This window comes from Pseudomonas sp. CCC4.1 (genome assembly GCF_035019225.1).
Taxonomy (GTDB): Bacteria; Pseudomonadota; Gammaproteobacteria; order Pseudomonadales; family Pseudomonadaceae; genus Aquipseudomonas; species Aquipseudomonas bubulae.
Map to the genome: position 1 here is coordinate 106,965 of NZ_JASJWL010000001.1, position 19,434 is coordinate 126,398.

Below are 19,434 nucleotides of genomic sequence, written 5' to 3' on the forward strand. Positions count from 1 at the left end.
TTCGGACGTTTCCCGGTCTGTCGACCTGGCCTGTTCAAGGCCTCGACGACGTGCAGAAACGCCGACACGTCTGCGCCTGCCTTGCAAGCCGCTACAGTTAAACGCTATGCCCTCCTCCCAACCGTTCATGCATCAATAGGGTCATGCACAATGAATAACGCTCAACCTTCGGCAGCCGCAAGCCGTTGGCCCATCTGGGTCGCCGCTTTAGGCGTGCTGGTTTTCGGTTTGCTCTATGTCGCCGGTGGCGGCTACCTGGCCACGCTCGGTGGCAGCCTGTACTTCCTGCTTGCGGGCCTGGGCATGGTCGCTTCGTCCGTGTTGCTGTTCAAGCGACGCCTGGCAGGTGCCTGGCTGTTTGCTGCCATCATGGGCGCCAGTGTTATCTGGGCCCTGGCTGATGCCGGGCTGGTGTTCTGGCCGCTGGTTTCACGTCTGTTTGCCCTGGCTGTGCTCAGCCTGGTCGTGGCGCTGGCTTACCCTTCGCTGCGCAAGGCCAATGGCCTGAGCGGCAACGCCGGTTATGCGCTGGGTGCAGTGCTGGCCGTGGCCATCGCCGCCGGCTTCTGGGGGATGTTCCAGCCTCACGCCTCGATCGCACCGACCGGTGACGGCCCGGGCCTGACCAAGGTTGACCCGGCCAAAGCCCAGAAAGACTGGGCACACTACGGCAATGACGAAGGTGGCAGCCGCTTTGCTGCTCTGGATCAGATCAACCGTAGCAACGTGTCCAAGCTGGTACCGGCCTGGACCTACCAGACCGGCGATGTGGCCATCAGTGATGGCAATGGCGCAGAAGACCAGATGACCCCGCTGCAAGTGGGCGACAAAGTGTTTATCTGTACGCCACACAACAACCTGATCGCGCTGGACGCCGATACTGGTAAAGAGTTGTGGAAGAACAACATCAATGCCAAGGCCGCCGTCTGGCAGCGTTGCCGTGGCCTGGCCTACTTTGATGCCAGCGCCCCAGTCGCAGCACCCACCGATGGCAGCACCCCGGCCGCAGCTGTCACCGTTGCCCCGGGCGCGGCGTGCCAGCGTCGCCTGCTGACCAACACCATCGATGCCCGCTTGATTGCCGTCGATGCGGACACCGGCAAGTTCTGCCAGGACTTCGGCAGTAATGGCCAGGTCGATCTCAAGGCCGGCCTGGGCAATGTGCCCGATTCCTACTACCAGTTGTCGTCGGCACCGTTGATGGCAGGTACCACGGTGGTGGTTGGCGGTCGCGTGGCTGACAACGTGCAGACCGATATGCCAGGTGGCGTGATCCGTGGTTTCGACGTAGTGACCGGCGCCATGCGCTGGGCCTTCGACCCGGGCAACCCGCAGGACAAGCAAGCACCGGCAGAAGGCAAGACCTACGTTCGCAGCACGCCGAACAGTTGGGCACCGATGTCCTATGACCCGCTGATGAACACCGTATTCTTGCCGATGGGCAGCTCGTCCACCGACATCTATGGTGTCGAACGTACCGAGCTGAACCACAAGTACGGTGCATCGGTACTGGCACTGAACGCCACCACTGGCGAAGAAAAATGGGTATACCAGACCGTCCACAATGACTTGTGGGACTTCGATCTGCCGATGCAACCAAGCCTGATCGACTTCGCCAAAGCGGACGGCAGCAAGGTCCCGGCGGTAGTGATTGGCACCAAGGCCGGGCAGATTTTTGTCCTCGATCGCCACACCGGCCAGCCGCTGACCAAGGTTGAAGAAGTACCGGTCAAGGCCTCGAACATTCCGGACGAGCCCTACTCGCTGACCCAGCCAAAATCCGTGGGCATGCCACAGATTGGTGCGCAGACCCTGACTGAATCGGACATGTGGGGTGCAACCCCGTTTGATCAGATGCTGTGCCGTATTTCCTTCAAGAAGATGCGTTACGAAGGTCTGTACACCGCGCCGGGCACTGATGTGTCGTTGAGCTTCCCGGGTTCGCTGGGTGGCATGAACTGGGGCAGCCTGTCGACTGACCCTGTACACGGCTTTATTTTCGTCAACGACATGCGCCTGGGCTTGTGGGTGCAGATGGTTCCGCAGCAAAAAGACGCCAAGGCCTCTTCTGGCGGTGAAGCGCTGAACACCGGCATGGGTGCCGTACCGCTCAAGGGCACGCCTTATGCGGTGAACAAAAACCGCTTCCTGTCGGTAGCCGGTATTCCGTGCCAGGCCCCGCCTTTCGGTACGCTGACCGCCATTGACATGAAGACTCAGAAGGTCGCCTGGCAAGTACCGGTCGGTACCGTGCAGGACACCGGCCCGATGGGGATCAAGATGGGTCTGCAACTGCCGATCGGCATGCCTACACTGGGCGGTACCCTGTCGACACAAGGTGGCCTGGTGTTCATCGCTGGCACTCAAGACTTCTACCTGCGCGCTTTTAACTCGGCCAACGGTGAAGAAGCCTGGAAAGCCCGTTTGCCTGTTGGCAGCCAGGGCGGTCCGATGACCTTTGTTTCGCCTAAAACCGGCAAGCAATACATCGTGATCACCGCTGGTGGTGCCCGTCAGTCGCCGGATCGCGGTGACTACGTGATCGCTTACGCACTGCCTGACAGCAACTAAGCACTGCCCTCCCCTGTGGGATCGGGCTTGCTCGCGATAGCAGCGCCTCGATCCTTCAGACAGACCGGGTTGCCTGCATCGCGGGCAAGCCCGGCTCCCACACTGATCGCGCTAACCTTTTACTGTGGGATCGGGCTTGCTCGCGATGGCAGCGCCTCGATCCTTCAGACAGACCGGGTCGCCTGCATCGCGGGCAAGGCCGACTCCCACACTGACCGCGCTAACTTTTTACTGTGGGAGCGGACTTGCTCGCGATGGCAGCGCCTATGTCCTTCAGACAGACCGGGTCGGCTGCATCGCGGGCAAGCCCGGCTCCCACACTGACCGCGCTAACCTTTTACTGTGGGAGCGGGCTTGCTCGCGATAGCAGCGCCTCGGTCCTTCAGACAGACCGGGTTGCCTGCATCGCGGGCAAGCCCGGTTCCCACAATGACCGCGCTAACTTTTTACTGTGGGAGCGGATTTGCTCAGCAACACCCGCGTCACCCTCCGCTCTTCTACCTCGACTACGGTCAAGGTCCAGCCTTCCCACGTCAGCTTGTCGCCAATCATCGGCAGACGATCCAGTAAACTCATGACCATACCTGCAAGTGTCTGATAGTCATCCGTGGCCTTGGCTGCAAAGCCGATGTGCTGGCGAATCTGGCTCAGGTTCAAGGCGCCGCTGACCAGATAACCCTCCTCCTGGGCAACGATATTGGGCCCCTCTATCTCGCTGGCATCCGGCAGTTCACCAGCGATCGACTCGAGAATGTCAGTCATGGTCAGCAGGCCGATGAAGTCACCGAACTCGTTGATGACAAACGCAATGTGCGTCGACTCTTTACGCATCTGTTCCAGAGCGTTGAGAATCGTGAAGCTGTCCAGCAGATTGATGGCCTTGCGCGCCATCGCCTCCAGATCCGGTTCATGCCCCGCCAACAGCTCCTTGAGCAGCTCCTTTTTATGCACAAAGCCCAAGGGTTCATCTACCCGGCCATCCCGGATCAGGGGCAGTCGGGAATACGATGAATGCATCAGCTTTGTACGAATGATCTCTGCCGAATCAGCCAGATCGATATGATCGATCTCGGCACGGGGCGTCATCACCGTGCGAATCGACCGTTCCGCCAGTTGCAATACGCCACTGATCATCACGCGCTCGCGTCGATGGAAGACGTTCTGATGACTGCCACCGTCAAGCATGTCGGCAATCTCTTCGCCCACTTCATCAGCACTCAGGGTGCGCCCGCCAAGCAAGCGCATCACCGCATGGGCGGTGCGCTCGCGCATGGGTCGCAGGCCCTGCACGCTTTTCTTGCGGCGCGCACGGGCAATCTGGTTGAGTACTTCGATCAGGATCGAGAAGCCGATGGCGGCGTACAGATAACCTTTCGGGATATGAAAGCCCAGGCCCTCGGCAGTCAGGCTGAAGCCGATCATCATCAAGAAGCCCAGGCACAGCATGATCACCGTAGGGTGACTGTTGACGAAGTGGGTCAACGGTTTGCTGGCGATGATCATCAGGCCGATCGAGAACACCACGGCAATCATCATCACCGACAGATGTTCAACCATGCCTACCGCGGTAATCACCGCGTCCAGGGAAAACACCGCGTCGAGCACGACAATCTGCGCCACAATCGGCCAGAACATGGCATAGCCCAGCGCCGATGAGCGCTCGGCCACATGCCCTTCCAGGCGCTCATGCAACTCCATCGTGGCCTTGAACAACAGGAACAAGCCGCCGAACAGCATGATCAGGTCGCGCCCCGAGAACGCTTTGTCGAAGACTTCGAACAAAGGCTGCGTCAGCGTGACCATCCACGAGATGCTTGCCAGCAGGCCCAGGCGCATGACCAGGGCCAGCGTCAGGCCGATGACCCGGGCACGGTCGCGCTGCTCCGGCGGCAGTTTGTCGGCGAGGATGGCGATAAACACCAGGTTATCAATACCCAGTACCAGTTCCAGCACAATCAGGGTCAACAGGCCGAGCCAGGCCGTGGGATCTGCAATCCATTCCATAGGTATCAGTCAATCTCACGAAGGTGCTGGGTTAACGGCGAGCGCGCACAGACAAGCGCAGCAGCAGAGGTGCTGGCGCAAAATAGAGGGCGGGGAATGGGTAACACGTGCTCGATTGCGAGGATCAAGCCTGGGGCAAGCGCAGATTCAAAACTGCGACTGGGTGGTTCCTGAAGGGTGTTCATACAAGCCTTTAGTGAATTGGGGATGCAATCCTACAGCGATTAAACTCATTTCCTGTTAGCGGACTTATTACAAAATTTAACAAGTTCTCCCTCCTCCGCCTTGCTCGACCTGACTGGCGAACCATTGCAGCACCGCCGGACACGCCGGATGCAAGTCTGCAGCAGGTTGCAGGCACAACGAATAGTTACCACCGGTTTTCAACGGTTCACCAAACGGAATCACCAGTGCCCCGCGTTGAATGGACTCCGCCGCCAGGGTCATGTCCGTGACCGCCACCCCCAAGCCACGCGCGGCAGCATCGAGGGCCAGCTCATCGAGATTGAACGGGATATGCCGATAGCTGTGCAGTGGCTTGCCGTCATTGGCGGCGAGCCAGTCGTGCCAGGCTTGCTGGTCGGCCGAGCGATGCAACAGCGCAAAGCGCAGCAGATCCTCCATCGACGCCAGCGGCCCCAGGCTGGGTGCACACACTGGCACCAGAGCCTCATCGAATAAAGCCATGCAGGCCGGGTCAGTGGAGGGTCGGGGCAAGTACAGGATGTAGGCATCGCTGTCGCTGGCCGGTTCGACAACCTCGGTGGCGACCGTTTCAATCGACAAGGCTATGTCCGGGTGCTGCAAGTAAAAGTCACTGAGCTTGGGCAGTAACCAGCGCACGGCCAGCGATACATGCATGCGGATGCGAAAGGGCCGCTTTTGCGGCGACAAACGATCTTCCAGCAGCTTTAACTGTTCAAGAATGCCGCGGGCACTGGCCAGCACCTGTTCGCCTTCGACGGTCATGCGCACGCTGCGACTGGTTCTGACAAACAACGTCACACCAAAGTGAGCTTCCAGTTGCTGGATTTTCCGGCTGATAGCGCTTTGGGTCAGACACAGCGTCTGCGCCGCCTGTGTGAAGCTGCCCGATTCAGCCACCTCTACCAGTGCCTGCAAACCCTGCAACGAGGGTACGTGACGAACCTTATCCATGTGTTTTTTGCATCAATCAATGAATTAATAGCGTTGGTTATATCACTTGGTACCGCCTAAATTCCATCCATAACCAGCGCCAGCAACGGCCAGCCATGCAATTAGCGCATGTATTCAAAGGCCGGGCAGCCCCCTGACCGGCAAATGAGGTGAAACGTGAAGAATGAATGTGGCTGGATTGCCCTGGCAGGAAGCTCCCCCCTCCGTGATCACCTCAAAGGCGTCGAGAAAGCCGACTGGTTGATTATCGGTGCGGGCATTACCGGCCTCAGTACGGCCCATTCCCTGGCGCAATTGCACCCGCAAGCTCGCATCCTGATTGTCGACAGGCAACGTGCAGCCCAAGGGGCATCGGCACGCAACTCCGGTTACGCGGTGGCCCATGAAAACCCGGCTGATGACGAGCTGATCGGCAAGAGCGGATTTGCCGGCTATGCCGTGGACTCGACAATCGGCCAGGCGGCCGGTGATGAAGTGCGCATGCGCATTGCGCGCCACGGCATCGACTGCGAGTACCGGGATTCGGGTTACTACTTCGCCGTCAACGACCCGGGCAAATTGACCCAGGTTGAGGCCAAGCTCAAGACCCTGCATGCAGTCGGCGCATCTGCACACTTTCTGGAAGGCGCGCAACTGGCGCAGACACTAGGCACCCGCCATTACCAGGCGGCCATCTGGTGCGGCAATGGCAATGCGTTGTTGCAGCCGGCGAAATACGTCAAGGGTCTGCTGGATGCCTTGCCGGCCAATGTCAGCCTTTTTGAAAACACCGACATCATCGGGCTTGAACGCCTGAGTGGCGGACGCATTCGGGCCAAGGGTATCCAGGGCAGCATTGAAGCCGCACAGGTACTGGTATGCCTGAATGCCTTTATCCCCCGCGCCGGGATCGACAACAGCGCAACCTTCCCGATGGAGCTCAGCGCCAGCCTCACCCGCCCCCTGAGCGACAAGGAGTATCAGGCCATCGGCAGTGTCGAGCCCTGGGGCGTGCTGTCGACGAGGCCGCTGGGCGCCACGGTGCGACTGACTCCGGATCGGCGGGTAATGATCCGCAATACCGCGGAATACCGTACGCGCGATTTGTCCGGCAGTGACTTGTCACTGCGTCGAAAACACCATGCACTGGGCCTGCAACGTCGCTTCCCCGGGCTCGGTGAGCAAGACATCCGCTACACCTGGACCGGCCATCTGAGCGCTACCCGCAGTGGCCAGCCGTACTTTGCCAAGGTCGAGGAAGGCATCTATGCCGTGGCGGGCTGCAATGGCTCCGGGGTTGCCCGCGGCACGCTGTGGGGCCGTCTGCTCGCAGAGCTGGCCTGTGGCGCCAGCTCGCCCCTGCTGCAGTCGGTCATGGACAGAGCGCAGCCGGGCTGGTTGCCGCCACGGCCATTTTTTGACGTCGGTGCAGCGCTGCGCATGCGCATGGAAGCCCTCAGAGCCAAAACAGAAATCTGAACACTCTCACACCACAAAAGAATAAAAGCTCCTTGAAAAGGTGATTGAACATGAACATCAGCCCGGTCTCCCTTGCGGTCATGCTCGCCGCGTTTTCGGCCGTCAGCCACGCCGACGAGAGCGTGAATATTTCCAACTGGAACGGCTATATTGCCGACGACACCCTGACCACCTTCACCAAGGAAACAGGGATCAAGGCGACCTACGATATTCACGACAGCAACGAAGTGCTGGAATCCAAGTTGATGACCGGTAATACCGGCTATGACGTGGTCAGCCCTTCGAACCACTTTATGTCCCGCCTGATCAAGGCCGGTGCCATCCAGAAACTGGACAGGAGCCAGTTGCCAAACTGGAAGAACCTGGATCCGGTGTTAATGAGCAAACTGGAAGCCAACGATCCCGGCAATCAGTACGGCTACCCCTACATGTGGGGCACGGCTGGGATCGGCTACAACGTCGAGAAGATCAAGGCGATTTTTGGTACCACGGATGTCACCCGCTCCTGGAGCCTGTTTTTCGATGAAAACAACATCAAAAAACTGAGCCAGTGCGGTGTGGCGATTATCGACAATCCGACGCAAGTGTTGCCGATCACTCTCAACTACCTGGGCTTGCCGCACCATAGTCATGAGCCTGAGGACTACAAGAAAGCCGAAGCGGCGCTGCTGAAAATACGACCTTATGTTCAGTATTTTCATGCATCCAAATACATCAGTGATCTGGCCAACGGCAATATCTGTGCGGTGATCGGCTTCAATGGTGATGTGGTACAGGCTGCGGCAAGTGCGCGGGAAGCCGGGAACGGGATCGACATTGCGTATTCGATCCCAAAGGAAGGTTCGACGTTATGGCTGGACATGGTGGTCATGCCCAAGAGCGCGCCCCATGAAAAAAATGCCTACACCTACATGAACTACCTGCTGACCCCGCAAGTGATTGCCACTATCAGCAACCATATCCACTACGCCAACCCCAACCAGGCGGCAGACCCGTACCTGGCGCCGGACGTGAAACAGGACCCGGCGATCTACCCGTCCAGTGAAGTGATCGACACCCTGTTCACCGTGGAAGACCTGCCGGCCAAAATCGCCCGTCTGAGCACCCGTTTGTGGACCAAGCTCAAGACCAATACGTGATATTCAATGGTGTGTGCTCGGCTGCCTTGGCCCGGCAACCAGCCACGCCAGCATGCCCAGCAACGGCGCGAAGATGATAATGGCAATCCACATCAGCCGGCTGCTTGACCGTGCCCCGCTTTTCATCACCCCGCGGATTGCCCAGAGCTCCAGCAGCACCAGAATAATAGCCAGTACCACCCATATGGTTTCGATTTGCATGCGCGACCTCCTGTGGTTGTTAAACGTTAGGCGGGGAGATGGCGCGAGGGTTCATTAATTCTTAAAACCGCCAACCCTTGCGCTTACAACAGGAAGCGGTCGGTCACATTGCGCCGCTCGTTGTCATCGCGCACGTCATAGCTGACGGTGGTGGCAATGTTGGCGTGGTGCGCCAGCTTCTGTGCGATCGACACGTCGTACTCTTCAATCACCCGGGTAATGAACGAGCGACGAAAATCATGGGGCATGATGTCGACCCCTACCTGCCTGCCCCGCTGCTTGGCGATGTAATAGATCGCATGTTTGGTCAGGCGATCACGAGTGATGTGGTTGCCGCGGCGGATGCGATTGAACAAAAAGGTGTCATCACTGACCCCGTCCGGCAGGTTCGCCCGGCGGAACGCCAGCCACTCTTCCAGTTTTTCGAAAGCCCAGGCCGGTGCAAACTTGATCAGTTCCTTGTTGCCCTTGCCCAGCACCTGCAAGCTGCGCTGTTCTACATCGACCTGCCACAGGTCCATATTCACCGACTCGGACTTGCGCATCCCCGAGCCATACAGAATTGCGATGATCGCCGCGTCCCTGAGCCCTTGCGGACGGGGGTCTGCGGCACAGACGTCCATCAGCTCGCGAATCAGATTGCGCCGCAGGTTACGCCCCTTGACCAGCCGCGAACCGCCTCCCGCCTTGACTGCGCGTATCTTGAGCAAATGATCCTGAGTAATCAGGTTTTGTTGCCAGGCCTGATTCATCACGCCGCGAATGGCGTTGACATAGAGCGATGAGGTATTTGGCGCGTAACCGTCTTCACGTAACGCCGCCACCAGTGCGGTGATATGCCCCGGTTGCAGTTGATGCCAGGGGAATTCATCAATCGCCACGTCTTCAGCGCCCAGGCGGTCTGCCGCTTCCTGCAATACATAACGCATGGTCTGGCGGCTGGACGGCGCCAGCCGCTGAAGATAAAGCGCCACAGGCGTTTGCACCGGGTTTAACACCAAGGAAGAAAGCGGCGGTAGCGGGGAGTCAATCGTAGACAAAACCAATCTCATTACAGGCAGAAACAGTTCGCAATATACCCCATGCGGCGGGGATTTCCGCGTTTAGCGCATTAACGCCAACCTACTCGCGAATTGCATGACCTGGTCGCGGCATGCATGCATTCTGCACGAATAGAAACGTCAGCTTTAAAACTTAACTAATTGATTTTTATTAATTTTATATCGTTCGTTCAAGTTGGTACAGCTAATGCAATATTCACCCCTGAGGGTCGTATGCACAAAGGCCCATCCCTATCCGTGAAAGAGACAGGTGAGTGAATATGAATGCCATCGATTTGCTGTTGGAAGACCACAAACGAGTCAAGGCCATCTTGAGCCAGCTCAGCGACTCCACCGAGCGCGCCGTGAAAAAACGCACTGAACTGCTCAACAAACTGGAAATGGAAATTACTATCCACACCCGCCTTGAAGAGGAAATCCTCTACCCGGTCTTCAAGAAAGCCGGTGGTAAAGAGCAAGCCGTCATGTACCACGAAGCGAAGGAAGAACACCGCACTGTGGACTCCCTGGTATTGCCTGACCTTAAGAAAACTGCCCCCGATTCTCTGGAATTCTCCGGTCGTGCAAAGGTGGTCAAGGAACTCCTCGAGCACCATATCGAAGAGGAAGAAACCGAGATGTTTCCCCAGGCCCGCAAGTTGCTCGGTAAAGCGGTGCTCGATGAGCTGGGAAAACAGATGGAAGCGATGAAAGCCGAATACAAAAAGTCCCTGAACAGCAAGCCCCTGGCGGCGTGATGGCACCAGCGCCCGGCAGGTTCAGCCCTGGGTAAAGCCTCGCGCCAGCATCACTGCAACCCCCAGCAACATGCAGGCTGTAGCCCGTTGCAACAACACTTGTCGCGACGGGCTTTGCAGCACCCGGCGAATACGTTGACCGAAGTAACAATACAGGCAACCACTGGCAAACTGCAGCAGCAAAAAAGCCAGCCCCAGTACCGCCAGATCCAGCATTCGGGAATCACTGCCCTGCCCGGCGAACTGCGGGAATACGGCGCTGAACATGACGATGGTTTTCGGGTTGGAGAAACCGGTGAGCAGGCCCTTGCCAAAGCGCCCTGTAAAATCGTTGTGCAGTGTGTCGGGACTGTCCAGTTTCAACCCGGTGCTGGTCCACTGCCGGTACGCCAGGTACAGCAAGTACGTAACCCCCACATACTGGATCCCGCGACTGATTAATGGGTTGCCCTTGATCAGTTCGGCGAAGCCTACGGCAAATACAAGAATCGACACCAGATACGCTGCGCTGGCTCCCAGTTGTACCGGCATGGAACGCTTGAGCCCCTGCTGCATGCCGAACCCCATCAAGAGCAGGGTCATGGGCCCGGGGCTGAAGGTCATGGTGGCGCAAAACATCAGAAAATACAGAAATGAAGCGAGTGTCAGTTGCGTGGCCATGACGGTGGTTGAATCCAGAAATTACGGTCGCGCAGTCTAGGCAGGCCCTGCTGGCTATTGGCAGAGCAAGCACTGACAAACTTTACCGACCTTTACTGGTAGCATGACCGGTAAAGTACGAGGCCCTGCATGCACTTACCTACCGTTGCGTTTCAACCCGGCCTGTCCAAGGTCCAGCAGATTGTTGATGCCTTGAGCCAGGCCATTGATCAGGGTCTGCTCAACCCCGGCAGCAAACTGCCTTCGGCACGCGAGATGACTGCTCACTGGGGCGTCAGCAAATTCACCCTGATCGAAGCCCTGGATCGCTTGCGCGGGCAGGACAGAATCACATCCAGTCAGGGCCTGGGCTACTTTGTTGCGACGAAAACGCTGCAGAGCGGACGCGCCACTGCCCTTGACCTGCTGCCGCAAGACTTGCACAGCGTCTTGCGCCGCTCCCTGACCGGTGCCAGCGGTGCCCTGCGCCCCGGCAGCGGGCATTTACCGGAAAGCTGGCTGGAAGCCAGCGCCCTGCGTGGCAACATGCGCCAGCTCAGTCGCTCGCCAGCCCTGCGACTGACCGGTTATGGTGACCCGGCGGGCTATTTGCCGCTGCGTCAGGCCTTGCAGCAGAAACTGTTGAGCCAGGGCCTGAATGTGGGGGTCGAGCAGATCATCACCACGGCCAATACCGTGCTGGGGCTCGACATGCTGCTGCGCTTGCGCGTGCGCCCTGGCGATACCGTGCTGTTGGACATGCCTTGTTATTTCAATTTTCACGCCAACCTGGCCTTGCATGGCGTGCGCGTGATCACTGTGGAGCGCACCGCCCAAGGGCTGGACCTGCAAGCGCTGCAAACCCTGTTCAGCCAGCACCGGCCAACGCTTTACCTCACCACCGGGCTGCTGCATAACCCCACCGGGCACTCCTTCACACCCGGGCAGGCCTACGGACTGCTTGAGCTGGCCAAGCGTTATGAGTGCGCCATTATCGAAGATGATCTTTATGGCGACCTGCACCCAGCCCCCCCCCCCGGCTGGTGGCGCTGGCAGGCGTGGAGCAAGTGACCTACCTGAGCGGTTTTTCGAAAACCCTCAGTGCCAACCTGCGGGTGAGCTTTGTCGTGGCCTCTGCGCAGATGGCCGCCGAGCTGACCCAGATGAAACTGATGTGCGGCGGGATTACTTCGGAAATGCTTGAGCAACTGGTGTGCTCGATGCTCAATGACGGCACTTATCACAAACACCGCAAGCGCGTGGTGCAAGGCCTGCAGGCCAGTGGTGCACGGGTTTCGGGCTGGTTGCAGGGCCTGGGCTTCAGGTTGAGCGTGCCCTACGCCGGCGGCATGTTTATCTGGGCCACATTGCCTGCCGGGCTGGATGGCGAAACCCTCGCCCAGCAGGCGCTTGCCCGTGGCCTGGTGCTCGCGCCCGGGATCCTGTTCGGTTTCGATCCGCAACTGCGCCGCTGCATGCGCTTCAACGTCGCCCACACCGACACGCCTGCCGTCATGGCTGGCGTCGAGGCATTACTGACTAACCCAACCTGAGCGGATCAACTAGCCCGGCAGCAATGGCCATGCCCACCAGATCGGGCAAATGCCGGGCCTGCATGCGCTTCATCACCCGGGAGCGATACAGGTCGATAGTCTTGGCACTCACCCCCAGCAGCGCGGCAATTTCACGGGTGGTGCAGCCCTTGACCAAAGGCATGAATACATCTTGCTCACGCGGTGTCAGGCTTTGCAGACGGGCCTCAAGTTCGGTCTGTTCCTGGCTGGCGCTTTGCTGCGCGGTATCGCCACTCAGGGCCTGCTGTACGCTGTCGAGCAACAACTGCTGGTTATAGGGCTTCTCGATAAAATCATGGGCACCGGCCTTGAAAGCCCGTACCACAATGGGCACATCGGCATGCCCGCTGACAAAGATCACCGGCATCCTGATCCCTCGTTCACGCAATGCCTGCTGAACATTCAGGCCGCCCATGGCCGGCATGCGGATATCCAGTACCACACAGGCACACAAGGTCGGGTCGCAAGCGTCAAGAAAGGCCTGCCCGCTTGTAAACGCCAGCGCATTGAGGCCCACGGACTCGAGCAACCAGACCGTCGAGTCGAGCATGCCCTGATCGTCATCCACCACATACACCACAGGCCGGGTTTGGGTTGTCATCGTTACTCTCTTGTCGTGTTGAGTGAAGCCATCAATGGCAGGCAGCAGCACATCAGCAAGCCGCTGGTTTGTGGTCGGGCATTGAGTTCACCGCCAAAGCCTTCGACGATGCTGCGGCTCATCGACAAACCCAGCCCGAGACCTTCTGCCTTGCTGGTGTAAAACGGTGTGAACAACTGCTCAAGCTCCCCGGCGCTTACCCCCGGCCCCTGATCCTGCACGCTGATTTGCAGGGTGGCGCCATCAAGGGTTTGAGCCTGCAGGATGATCCGCGAAAGCTGACCCGGTAATTGCTCGTTGTTGGCATCTATGGCATTGCGCAACAGGTTGAGCAGCACCTGCTCCAGCAACACCCGGTCGGCGTATACCCATGGCAGGGACTCCGGCAACTGCAGCTCGATAGTGACATTTCGTTCCCCGGCCTCCCAGGCACACAGGCTGACGGCCTGGCGCGCCACCTCACTGATATCCAGCGCTTGCAGGTTACGCCGCCCCTTGCGCAAAAAACCGCGCAGGCGCTTGATCACTTGCGCGGCGTGATTGGCATGCAGGTTGATCCGCTCCAGTCCCTGGGCCACACGCTCGACTGCGGCAGGATTACTGTCCAGGCTTTGCAGGTAACGTTGACTGGCATTGGCGTAATTGACCACTGCCGCCAGCGGTTGATTGATTTCGTGGGCAATCCCCGATGCCAGTTCGCCCAGTGTGACCAGGCGCGCGGTATGGGCCATTTCATCCTGATGATGGCGCTGCTGGGCTTCGCGCAGTTCACGCTCGCGCATATCCCGTGCCACCAGCGAGAAAAACCGCTCTCCGGCAGTCGAGCGATGAGCCAGCAGCAGTAACGACACCGGCACCGAAGGCTCGCCATTCAAGGGTAACAAACGGGTCTCGTGACTCCACAAACCCTGCGCCTCTGCACTGTGCCAGCCGTTGCTCTCCAGGGTAGCCAAGACTTGCGCGGTCAAAAAATCAGCCAATGCGGGCATGCCTTCTGCGGGCAGCAGACCCAGCAGACGCCGTGCTGCCGGGTTGAGATACGACACCCCGCCAGCCGGGTCGATAAACAGCACCGGATCAGGGTTGGCTTCCACCACTTCAGCCAGACGCCGCTTGTTCTCTTCAGCCTGGACGCGGGCCGTGATATCCCGCGACACACTGACCACTTCGACGACCGCCCCGGTGTAGGTTTCACGAATTGCCCGGCTGGCTGTTTCAAACCAAAGGTAATGCCCTGCCTGATGGCGAATGCGGTAGGTCATGGTGTGATAGCCGTCGAGTTGCAGGGCATCACGGGCCTGACGCAGCGCCAGCTTCAGGTCGTGAGCATGAAACAGGCGCTGGGCCAGGGTCCCGCGCAGCGTTTCGGGCCAGTAGCCAAGCAGGGTCCAGGACGCCGGCGAGGCATCCAGAAAACGCCCATCAGGCGTATGGCGCGAGATAAGGTCCGTGGTGTTTTCGGTAATCAGCCGGTACAGGCGTCGGGCTTTGGCCGCCTCTCGCCCGGCCAGCAGTTCTGTACTCGCTTCACGCCCGCGGGCCAGCACACACTGGCTGTCGGGGTCGGGAATAAGCGTCCAGAGCCAGACCTGCTGAGCACTTTGCGCCTCTACCTGCTCGATGGCTCTGCCCTGCTTGAGGCAGGCGCGTACCAGCTCCGGCAGATTGCCCGGCAATAGAGCACTCGCATGACTCAACCCCTTGCCCGCCAGCAGGCGGATCAGTGCGTCGTTGGCTGCCAGCGCCAAGCCGTCTCTATCAAGCACTACAGAGGGTTGAGGGTCATGGGGAAGCAGCGCGATCGGCATTGGGCATCCAGGACTTGAGCGAATTTTTCTTTATATAGTACAACTACTATATTGCTTAGGTATTACTTCCATATCAAACCCGGAGTGAGCTATAAGTCAGACCGGACATAAAACTGACCCGCTCGCCATCGGCAGAGCAGGCAGCCATAGAGCTAACAATCAGCCACCGGAATGACCTTCATGTCGATTTTTGAGCACGGCCTTGAGCCGACTGCCGTAAACCATATTGCCCTGTCTCCGCTGAGTTTTATCGAACGTACAGCCAGCGTCTACCCCGATTACCCTGCCGTGATTCACGGCGCCATCCGCCGCACCTGGGCGCAGACCTACAGTCGTTGCCGCCGCCTGGCTTGTGCCCTGGCCGGGCGCGGGATTGGCCAGGGCGATACGGTAGCGGTGATGCTGCCCAATATCCCGGCGATGCTTGAAGCGCACTTTGCCGTGCCCATGATCGGCGCGGTGCTCAATGCCCTCAATGTTCGCCTCGATGCTGAAGCCATCGCCTTTATGCTCGCCCACGGCGAAGCCAAGGTGCTGATTGCCGATCGCGAGTTCCATGACGTAGTGCATGCGGCCGTGGCCATGCTCGATCACCCCCCGCTGATCATTGATGTGGATGACCCCGAATACGGTGAAGGCCAGCCGGTCAGCCAGTTGGACTATGAAGCGCTACTGGCCGAAGGCGATCCCGAGTTTGATTGGCAATGGCCCGCAGATGAATGGCAGGCCATTGCCCTCAATTACACCTCCGGCACCACCGGCAACCCCAAGGGCGTGGTGTATCACCATCGCGGTGCTTACCTCAATTCCCTGGGCAACCAGATGGTCTGGGCCATCGGCAATCACCCGGTGTATTTGTGGACCTTGCCGATGTTCCACTGTAACGGCTGGTGCTACCCATGGATCATCACCGCGCTGGCTGGCGTGCATGTGTTCCTGCGCCGGGTTGACCCGCAAAAGATCCTCACGTTGATTCGCGAGCATCAGGTCACCCATCTGTGTGGTGCACCGATTGTGCTCAACGCCCTGGTCAATATGCCCGAGTCCGCCAAGGCTGCCATCGACCACCCGGTGCATGCGATGGTCGCAGGCGCTGCGCCACCGGCCAAGGTGATTGGTGCCGTGGAAGAAATGGGCATCAAGGTCACCCACGTCTATGGCCTGACCGAGGTGTATGGTCCGGTGACGATTTGTGCCTGGCATGAAAAGTGGGATGCGCAGCCTCTGGCCGAACGCGCGCAGATCAAGTCCCGCCAGGGCGTGCGCTACCCGACGCTGGAAGGCGTGATGGTGGCCGACCCGAAAACCCTGGTACCGACGCCCCGTGACGGCGAGACCATGGGCGAGATTTTCATGCGCGGCAATACGGTGATGAAGGGCTATCTGAAGAACCCCAGCGCCACGGCCGAAGCCTTCGAAGGCGGCTGGTTCCACACCGGTGACCTTGCCGTGTGCCACCCGGACGGCTACGTCGAAATTCGCGACCGGCTCAAGGACATTATCATTTCCGGTGGCGAGAACATTTCCACCATCGAGGTCGAGGGTGTGCTCTACCGACACCCGGGCGTCATGGAGGCGGCCGTGGTGGCGCGGCCCTGTGAAAAGTGGGGTGAAACGCCTTGCGCCTTTATCACTCTCAAGGCCGATCATCAGCAGGTGCGCGAGGCCGAGATCATTGCCTTTTGCCGCGATCACCTGGCCGGGTTCAAAGTGCCCCGTACGGTGGTGTTCACCCTGCTGCCCAAGACCTCCACGGGCAAGATCCAGAAGTTCGTGCTGCGTGATATGGCCAAAGCACTGTAACTGCCCCCTATAGACCCACTGTGGGAGCGAGCTTGCTCGCGAAGGTGTCGCTTCGGTTACCCAGACAGGCCGCGGCGCCCAAATCGCGAGCAAGCCCGCTCCCACAGAATGCCTTCAGCTGCAAAAAACGAGGTTTTTCATGCCTGAATTCAACGCCCCCCTGCGCGATATGCGCTTTGTCCTGCACGAAGTCTTCGAAGCCCCCGCACTCTGGGCCAGGCTGCCAGCCCTGGCCGACCACGTCGACGCCGATACCGCCGACGCCATACTTGAGGAAGCCGCCAAGGTCACCGGCCAACTGATCGCCCCGCTCAACCGCAGTGGCGACGAAGAAGGCGCACACTGGCTGGCGGGCCAGGTCACCACACCTGAAGGCTTCAAGTCAGCCTACAACACCTACATCGAAGGCGGCTGGGTAGGCCTGTCGGGCAATCCTGAATTTGGCGGCCTGGGCATGCCGAAAATGCTCGCCGTGCAATTTGAAGAAATGCTCTACGGCGCAAACTCCAGTTTTGCCCTTTATTCGGCGCTCACCAGCGGTGCTTGCCTTGCCATCGATGCCCACGCCAGCGAACCCCTCAAAAGCCGTTACCTGCCACCGATGTACGAAGGCCGCTGGGCCGGTTCCATGTGCCTGACCGAGGCCCATTCCGGCACCGATCTGGGGATTATCCGCACCCGCGCCGAACCGCAGTCTGACGGCAGTTTCAGCCTCAGCGGCAGCAAGATATTCATCACCGGCGGCGATCAGGACCTGACCGCAAACATCATCCATCTGGTGCTAGCCAAGCTGCCGGATGCGCCAGCAGGGCCCAGGGGCATTTCGTTGTTTCTGGTTCCCAAGGTGCTGGTAAATGACGATGGTTCACTCGGACAAGGCAATGCGGTGAGCTGCGGCTCCATCGAGCACAAGATGGGGATCAAGGCTTCGGCAACCTGCGTGATCAACTTTGACGGCGCACAGGGATGGTTGATCGGTGAAGCCAACAAGGGCCTGGCCGCGATGTTTACCATGATGAACTACGAGCGTCTGTCGATCGGCATCCAGGGCATTGGCTGCGCCGAGGCCTCCTACCAGAATGCCCGCACCTATGCCCGCGAGCGCCTGCAAAGTCGTGCCCCGACCGGAGCCGTGGCACCGGAGAAGATTGCCGACCCGATTATCGTCCACCCCGATGTGCGACGCATGTTGCTGAGCATGAAGGCCATGACCGAAGGTGGACGGGCATTTGCCAGCTATGTGGGCCAACAACTGGATCTGGCCAAGTTCTCTACCGAGCCGCAGGAGCAGCAGCAAGCCACTGCGCTTGTAGCCTTGCTGACCCCAGTGGCCAAGGCCTTCTTTACCGATACCGGTTTCGACAGTTGCGTGCTGGGCCAGCAAGTCTTTGGTGGTCATGGCTATATCCGCGAATGGGGCCAGGAACAGCTGGTTCGCGATGTGCGCATTGCGCAGATTTATGAAGGCACCAACGGCATCCAGGCGCTGGATTTGCTGGGCCGAAAAGTGATCGCCAATGGCGGTGCAAGCCTGCGCCTGTTTACCGCACACATCCGTGACTTCGCGACCCGGCCCGGCAAGCCTTATGCCAGCGAACTGCTGGACGCAGTGCAGCGTCTTGAGGATGTCAGTGACTGGCTGCAGGCACGGGCCAGGGCCAACCCCAATGAAACAGGCGCCGCCTGCGTCGAATATCTGCACCTGTTCGGTTATGTGGCGTATGCCTGGCTATGGGCACGCATGGCCGATGTGGCGCAGCGCTCGCGGAGTACCGACCCCGGGTTTTATGACACCAAGCTGGCGACCGCACAGTTCTATTTCTCCCGCTTGTTGCCTCGCACACTGAGCCTGGAGCAAGGAATACGGGCTGGCAGCGAATCACTGTTCCAGATCGATGCCGCACATTTTTAAACGCCCGCCAATAAAAACGGCGGCCTGTTCAGGGCCGCCGCAGGCTGTTGCGCACTTGAACCGGGCCTAAACGCTCAGTTCGTCAAGCAACAACACTTCGCGATGCGCCAATAGATCGCCCACGGCATGGGCCATCGCCTGGTAGTGCGGGGTGGTTTTATGATGCTCGATCGCCTCCATGTCCGCCCAACCTTCAATAAAGACAAAACGCTCGGGGTCGGTACGATCCACGTGCAAGTCATAGAAACGGCAGCCCGGTTCGGCCCGTGAGCCTTCGACACAGGCGCGCAGTGCCTGCTCGACAGTTTTGCCATGACCAGGCTTGGCACGCAATGTGGCAACAATTTTGATGATTCGGGACATATCTACTTCCTGCAGCTTGCGGTGACTTAAGCGCTGAGGATCTGCGCGATTTTATCCTTGATCTGCAAGCGCTGCTCCTTGAGCGTGCGCAGTACATCATCAGGGACGCCTATGGCGTCGTTGGCTTCAGCTTCAACGACCTCGGCATCTTTTTCGCCGTACTGTACAAACAGCTGATTCAGATGCGGGTTTTCGCTGCGAAACTTGCTGACGGCCTCTTTAGTGAGCCCCAAGTCCTGTAACAAGTCGTGCTTGACTGGCATATCTGCACCTCATGGCTATTTCAGTGGCAGGTTCAGGTTCTGAGGGCGAACCTGATCACAATGGCTCTGTTCACAATGAACCCGCGTAAGCAATAGCACGCAATGGGACTCTCAGAAAGCCGGGCGCGTACTTTCCTCTCCC

General features: G+C 59.0%; 15 protein-coding genes and 1 pseudogene. 7 read left to right on the forward strand and 9 right to left on the reverse strand.

What is annotated here, in order from left to right:
* Positions 1-150: 150 nt before the first annotated feature.
* The gene (locus QN377_RS00450; RefSeq protein WP_095019148.1) at positions 151-2,571 is read left to right on the forward strand and encodes a glucose/quinate/shikimate family membrane-bound PQQ-dependent dehydrogenase; all 2,421 of its coding nucleotides are present in this window, start codon (positions 151-153) and stop codon (positions 2,569-2,571) included.
* Positions 2,572-3,009: 438 nt separating this feature from the next.
* Here the strand turns inward: QN377_RS00450 and QN377_RS00455 are convergent, their stop codons facing one another.
* Both QN377_RS00455 and QN377_RS00460 read right to left on the reverse strand, forming a co-directional pair.
* Positions 3,010-4,575: a TerC family protein gene (locus QN377_RS00455; protein WP_095019147.1), complete on the reverse strand. Its 1,566-nt coding sequence runs from the start codon at positions 4,573-4,575 to the stop codon at positions 3,010-3,012.
* 261 nt (positions 4,576-4,836) lie between these two features.
* Positions 4,837-5,733: a LysR substrate-binding domain-containing protein gene (locus tag QN377_RS00460; protein ID WP_095019146.1), complete on the reverse strand. Its 897-nt coding sequence runs from the start codon at positions 5,731-5,733 to the stop codon at positions 4,837-4,839.
* 156 nt (positions 5,734-5,889) lie between these two features.
* Here QN377_RS00460 and QN377_RS00465 point away from each other — a divergent pair, with 156 nt between their 5' ends.
* Positions 5,890-7,191, forward strand: a complete 1,302-nt coding sequence (locus QN377_RS00465; RefSeq protein WP_095019145.1) for an NAD(P)/FAD-dependent oxidoreductase — start codon at positions 5,890-5,892, stop codon at positions 7,189-7,191.
* A 50-nt stretch (positions 7,192-7,241) separates the two neighbouring features.
* Positions 7,242-8,330: a polyamine ABC transporter substrate-binding protein gene (locus QN377_RS00470; RefSeq protein WP_301447895.1), complete on the forward strand. Its 1,089-nt coding sequence runs from the start codon at positions 7,242-7,244 to the stop codon at positions 8,328-8,330.
* Between the two features lie 3 nt (positions 8,331-8,333).
* Here the strand turns inward: QN377_RS00470 and QN377_RS00475 are convergent, their stop codons facing one another.
* Together QN377_RS00475 and QN377_RS00480 are read right to left on the reverse strand one after the other, a co-directional pair.
* Positions 8,334-8,531 carry a PLDc N-terminal domain-containing protein gene (locus QN377_RS00475; protein ID WP_095000205.1) on the reverse strand — a complete coding sequence of 66 codons (198 nt, stop codon included), beginning with the start codon at positions 8,529-8,531 and terminating at the stop codon, positions 8,334-8,336.
* An 83-nt stretch (positions 8,532-8,614) separates the two neighbouring features.
* Positions 8,615-9,583 carry a site-specific integrase gene (locus QN377_RS00480; RefSeq protein WP_178110299.1) on the reverse strand — a complete coding sequence of 323 codons (969 nt, stop codon included), beginning with the start codon at positions 9,581-9,583 and terminating at the stop codon, positions 8,615-8,617.
* A 269-nt stretch (positions 9,584-9,852) separates the two neighbouring features.
* On the opposite strand from QN377_RS00480, the gene QN377_RS00485 reads away from it, so the two are divergent.
* Positions 9,853-10,329, forward strand: a complete 477-nt coding sequence (locus QN377_RS00485) for a hemerythrin domain-containing protein (RefSeq protein WP_095019143.1) — start codon at positions 9,853-9,855, stop codon at positions 10,327-10,329.
* Between the two features lie 21 nt (positions 10,330-10,350).
* Here the strand turns inward: QN377_RS00485 and QN377_RS00490 are convergent, their stop codons facing one another.
* Entirely contained in the window at positions 10,351-10,989 is a 639-nt protein-coding gene (locus tag QN377_RS00490) for a LysE family translocator (protein WP_095000204.1), read from the reverse strand.
* Between the two features lie 129 nt (positions 10,990-11,118).
* On the opposite strand from QN377_RS00490, the pseudogene QN377_RS00495 reads away from it, so the two are divergent.
* Positions 11,119-12,521: pseudogene (locus tag QN377_RS00495) on the forward strand (PLP-dependent aminotransferase family protein).
* Here the strand turns inward: QN377_RS00495 and QN377_RS00500 are convergent.
* Both QN377_RS00500 and QN377_RS00505 read right to left on the reverse strand, forming a co-directional pair.
* On the reverse strand, positions 12,508-13,143 hold the full coding sequence (locus tag QN377_RS00500; RefSeq protein WP_095000202.1) for a response regulator transcription factor: 636 nt from the start codon (positions 13,141-13,143) through the stop codon (positions 12,508-12,510). The pseudogene QN377_RS00495 and the gene QN377_RS00500 sit on opposite strands and share 14 nt — an antisense overlap.
* A gap of 2 nt (positions 13,144-13,145) precedes the next feature.
* Complete coding sequence (locus QN377_RS00505) at positions 13,146-14,951, reverse strand: PAS domain-containing sensor histidine kinase (RefSeq protein ID WP_095038787.1); 1,806 nt, start codon at positions 14,949-14,951, stop codon at positions 13,146-13,148.
* Positions 14,952-15,131: 180 nt separating this feature from the next.
* Here QN377_RS00505 and QN377_RS00510 point away from each other — a divergent pair, with 180 nt between their 5' ends.
* Positions 15,132-16,754 carry an acyl-CoA synthetase gene (locus tag QN377_RS00510; RefSeq protein ID WP_095000200.1) on the forward strand — a complete coding sequence of 541 codons (1,623 nt, stop codon included), beginning with the start codon at positions 15,132-15,134 and terminating at the stop codon, positions 16,752-16,754.
* A gap of 139 nt (positions 16,755-16,893) precedes the next feature.
* The gene (locus QN377_RS00515) at positions 16,894-18,666 is read left to right on the forward strand and encodes an acyl-CoA dehydrogenase C-terminal domain-containing protein (protein WP_218723464.1); all 1,773 of its coding nucleotides are present in this window, start codon (positions 16,894-16,896) and stop codon (positions 18,664-18,666) included.
* Positions 18,667-18,732: 66 nt separating this feature from the next.
* Here QN377_RS00515 and QN377_RS00520 read toward each other — a convergent pair whose 3' ends face one another.
* Together QN377_RS00520 and QN377_RS00525 are read right to left on the reverse strand one after the other, a co-directional pair.
* Entirely contained in the window at positions 18,733-19,029 is a 297-nt protein-coding gene (locus QN377_RS00520; protein ID WP_095038784.1) for a putative quinol monooxygenase, read from the reverse strand.
* Positions 19,030-19,055: 26 nt separating this feature from the next.
* Entirely contained in the window at positions 19,056-19,292 is a 237-nt protein-coding gene (locus QN377_RS00525) for a YdcH family protein (protein ID WP_095000197.1), read from the reverse strand.
* Positions 19,293-19,434 lie beyond the last annotated feature (142 nt).

Coding starts and splice junctions, on each gene's coding strand:
- QN377_RS00480 (WP_178110299.1), bottom strand. CDS start 9,583: ATGAGATTGGTTTTGTCTACGATTGACTCCCCGCTACCGCCGCTTTCT.
- QN377_RS00475 (WP_095000205.1), bottom strand. CDS start 8,531: ATGCAAATCGAAACCATATGGGTGGTACTGGCTATTATTCTGGTGCTG.
- QN377_RS00505 (WP_095038787.1), bottom strand. CDS start 14,951: ATGCCGATCGCGCTGCTTCCCCATGACCCTCAACCCTCTGTAGTGCTT.
- QN377_RS00525 (WP_095000197.1), bottom strand. CDS start 19,292: ATGCCAGTCAAGCACGACTTGTTACAGGACTTGGGGCTCACTAAAGAG.
- QN377_RS00510 (WP_095000200.1), top strand. CDS start 15,132: ATGTCGATTTTTGAGCACGGCCTTGAGCCGACTGCCGTAAACCATATT.
- QN377_RS00460 (WP_095019146.1), bottom strand. CDS start 5,733: ATGGATAAGGTTCGTCACGTACCCTCGTTGCAGGGTTTGCAGGCACTG.
- QN377_RS00455 (WP_095019147.1), bottom strand. CDS start 4,575: ATGGAATGGATTGCAGATCCCACGGCCTGGCTCGGCCTGTTGACCCTG.
- QN377_RS00450 (WP_095019148.1), top strand. CDS start 151: ATGAATAACGCTCAACCTTCGGCAGCCGCAAGCCGTTGGCCCATCTGG.
- QN377_RS00485 (WP_095019143.1), top strand. CDS start 9,853: ATGAATGCCATCGATTTGCTGTTGGAAGACCACAAACGAGTCAAGGCC.
- QN377_RS00515 (WP_218723464.1), top strand. CDS start 16,894: ATGCCTGAATTCAACGCCCCCCTGCGCGATATGCGCTTTGTCCTGCAC.
- QN377_RS00500 (WP_095000202.1), bottom strand. CDS start 13,143: ATGACAACCCAAACCCGGCCTGTGGTGTATGTGGTGGATGACGATCAG.
- QN377_RS00470 (WP_301447895.1), top strand. CDS start 7,242: ATGAACATCAGCCCGGTCTCCCTTGCGGTCATGCTCGCCGCGTTTTCG.
- QN377_RS00520 (WP_095038784.1), bottom strand. CDS start 19,029: ATGTCCCGAATCATCAAAATTGTTGCCACATTGCGTGCCAAGCCTGGT.
- QN377_RS00490 (WP_095000204.1), bottom strand. CDS start 10,989: ATGGCCACGCAACTGACACTCGCTTCATTTCTGTATTTTCTGATGTTT.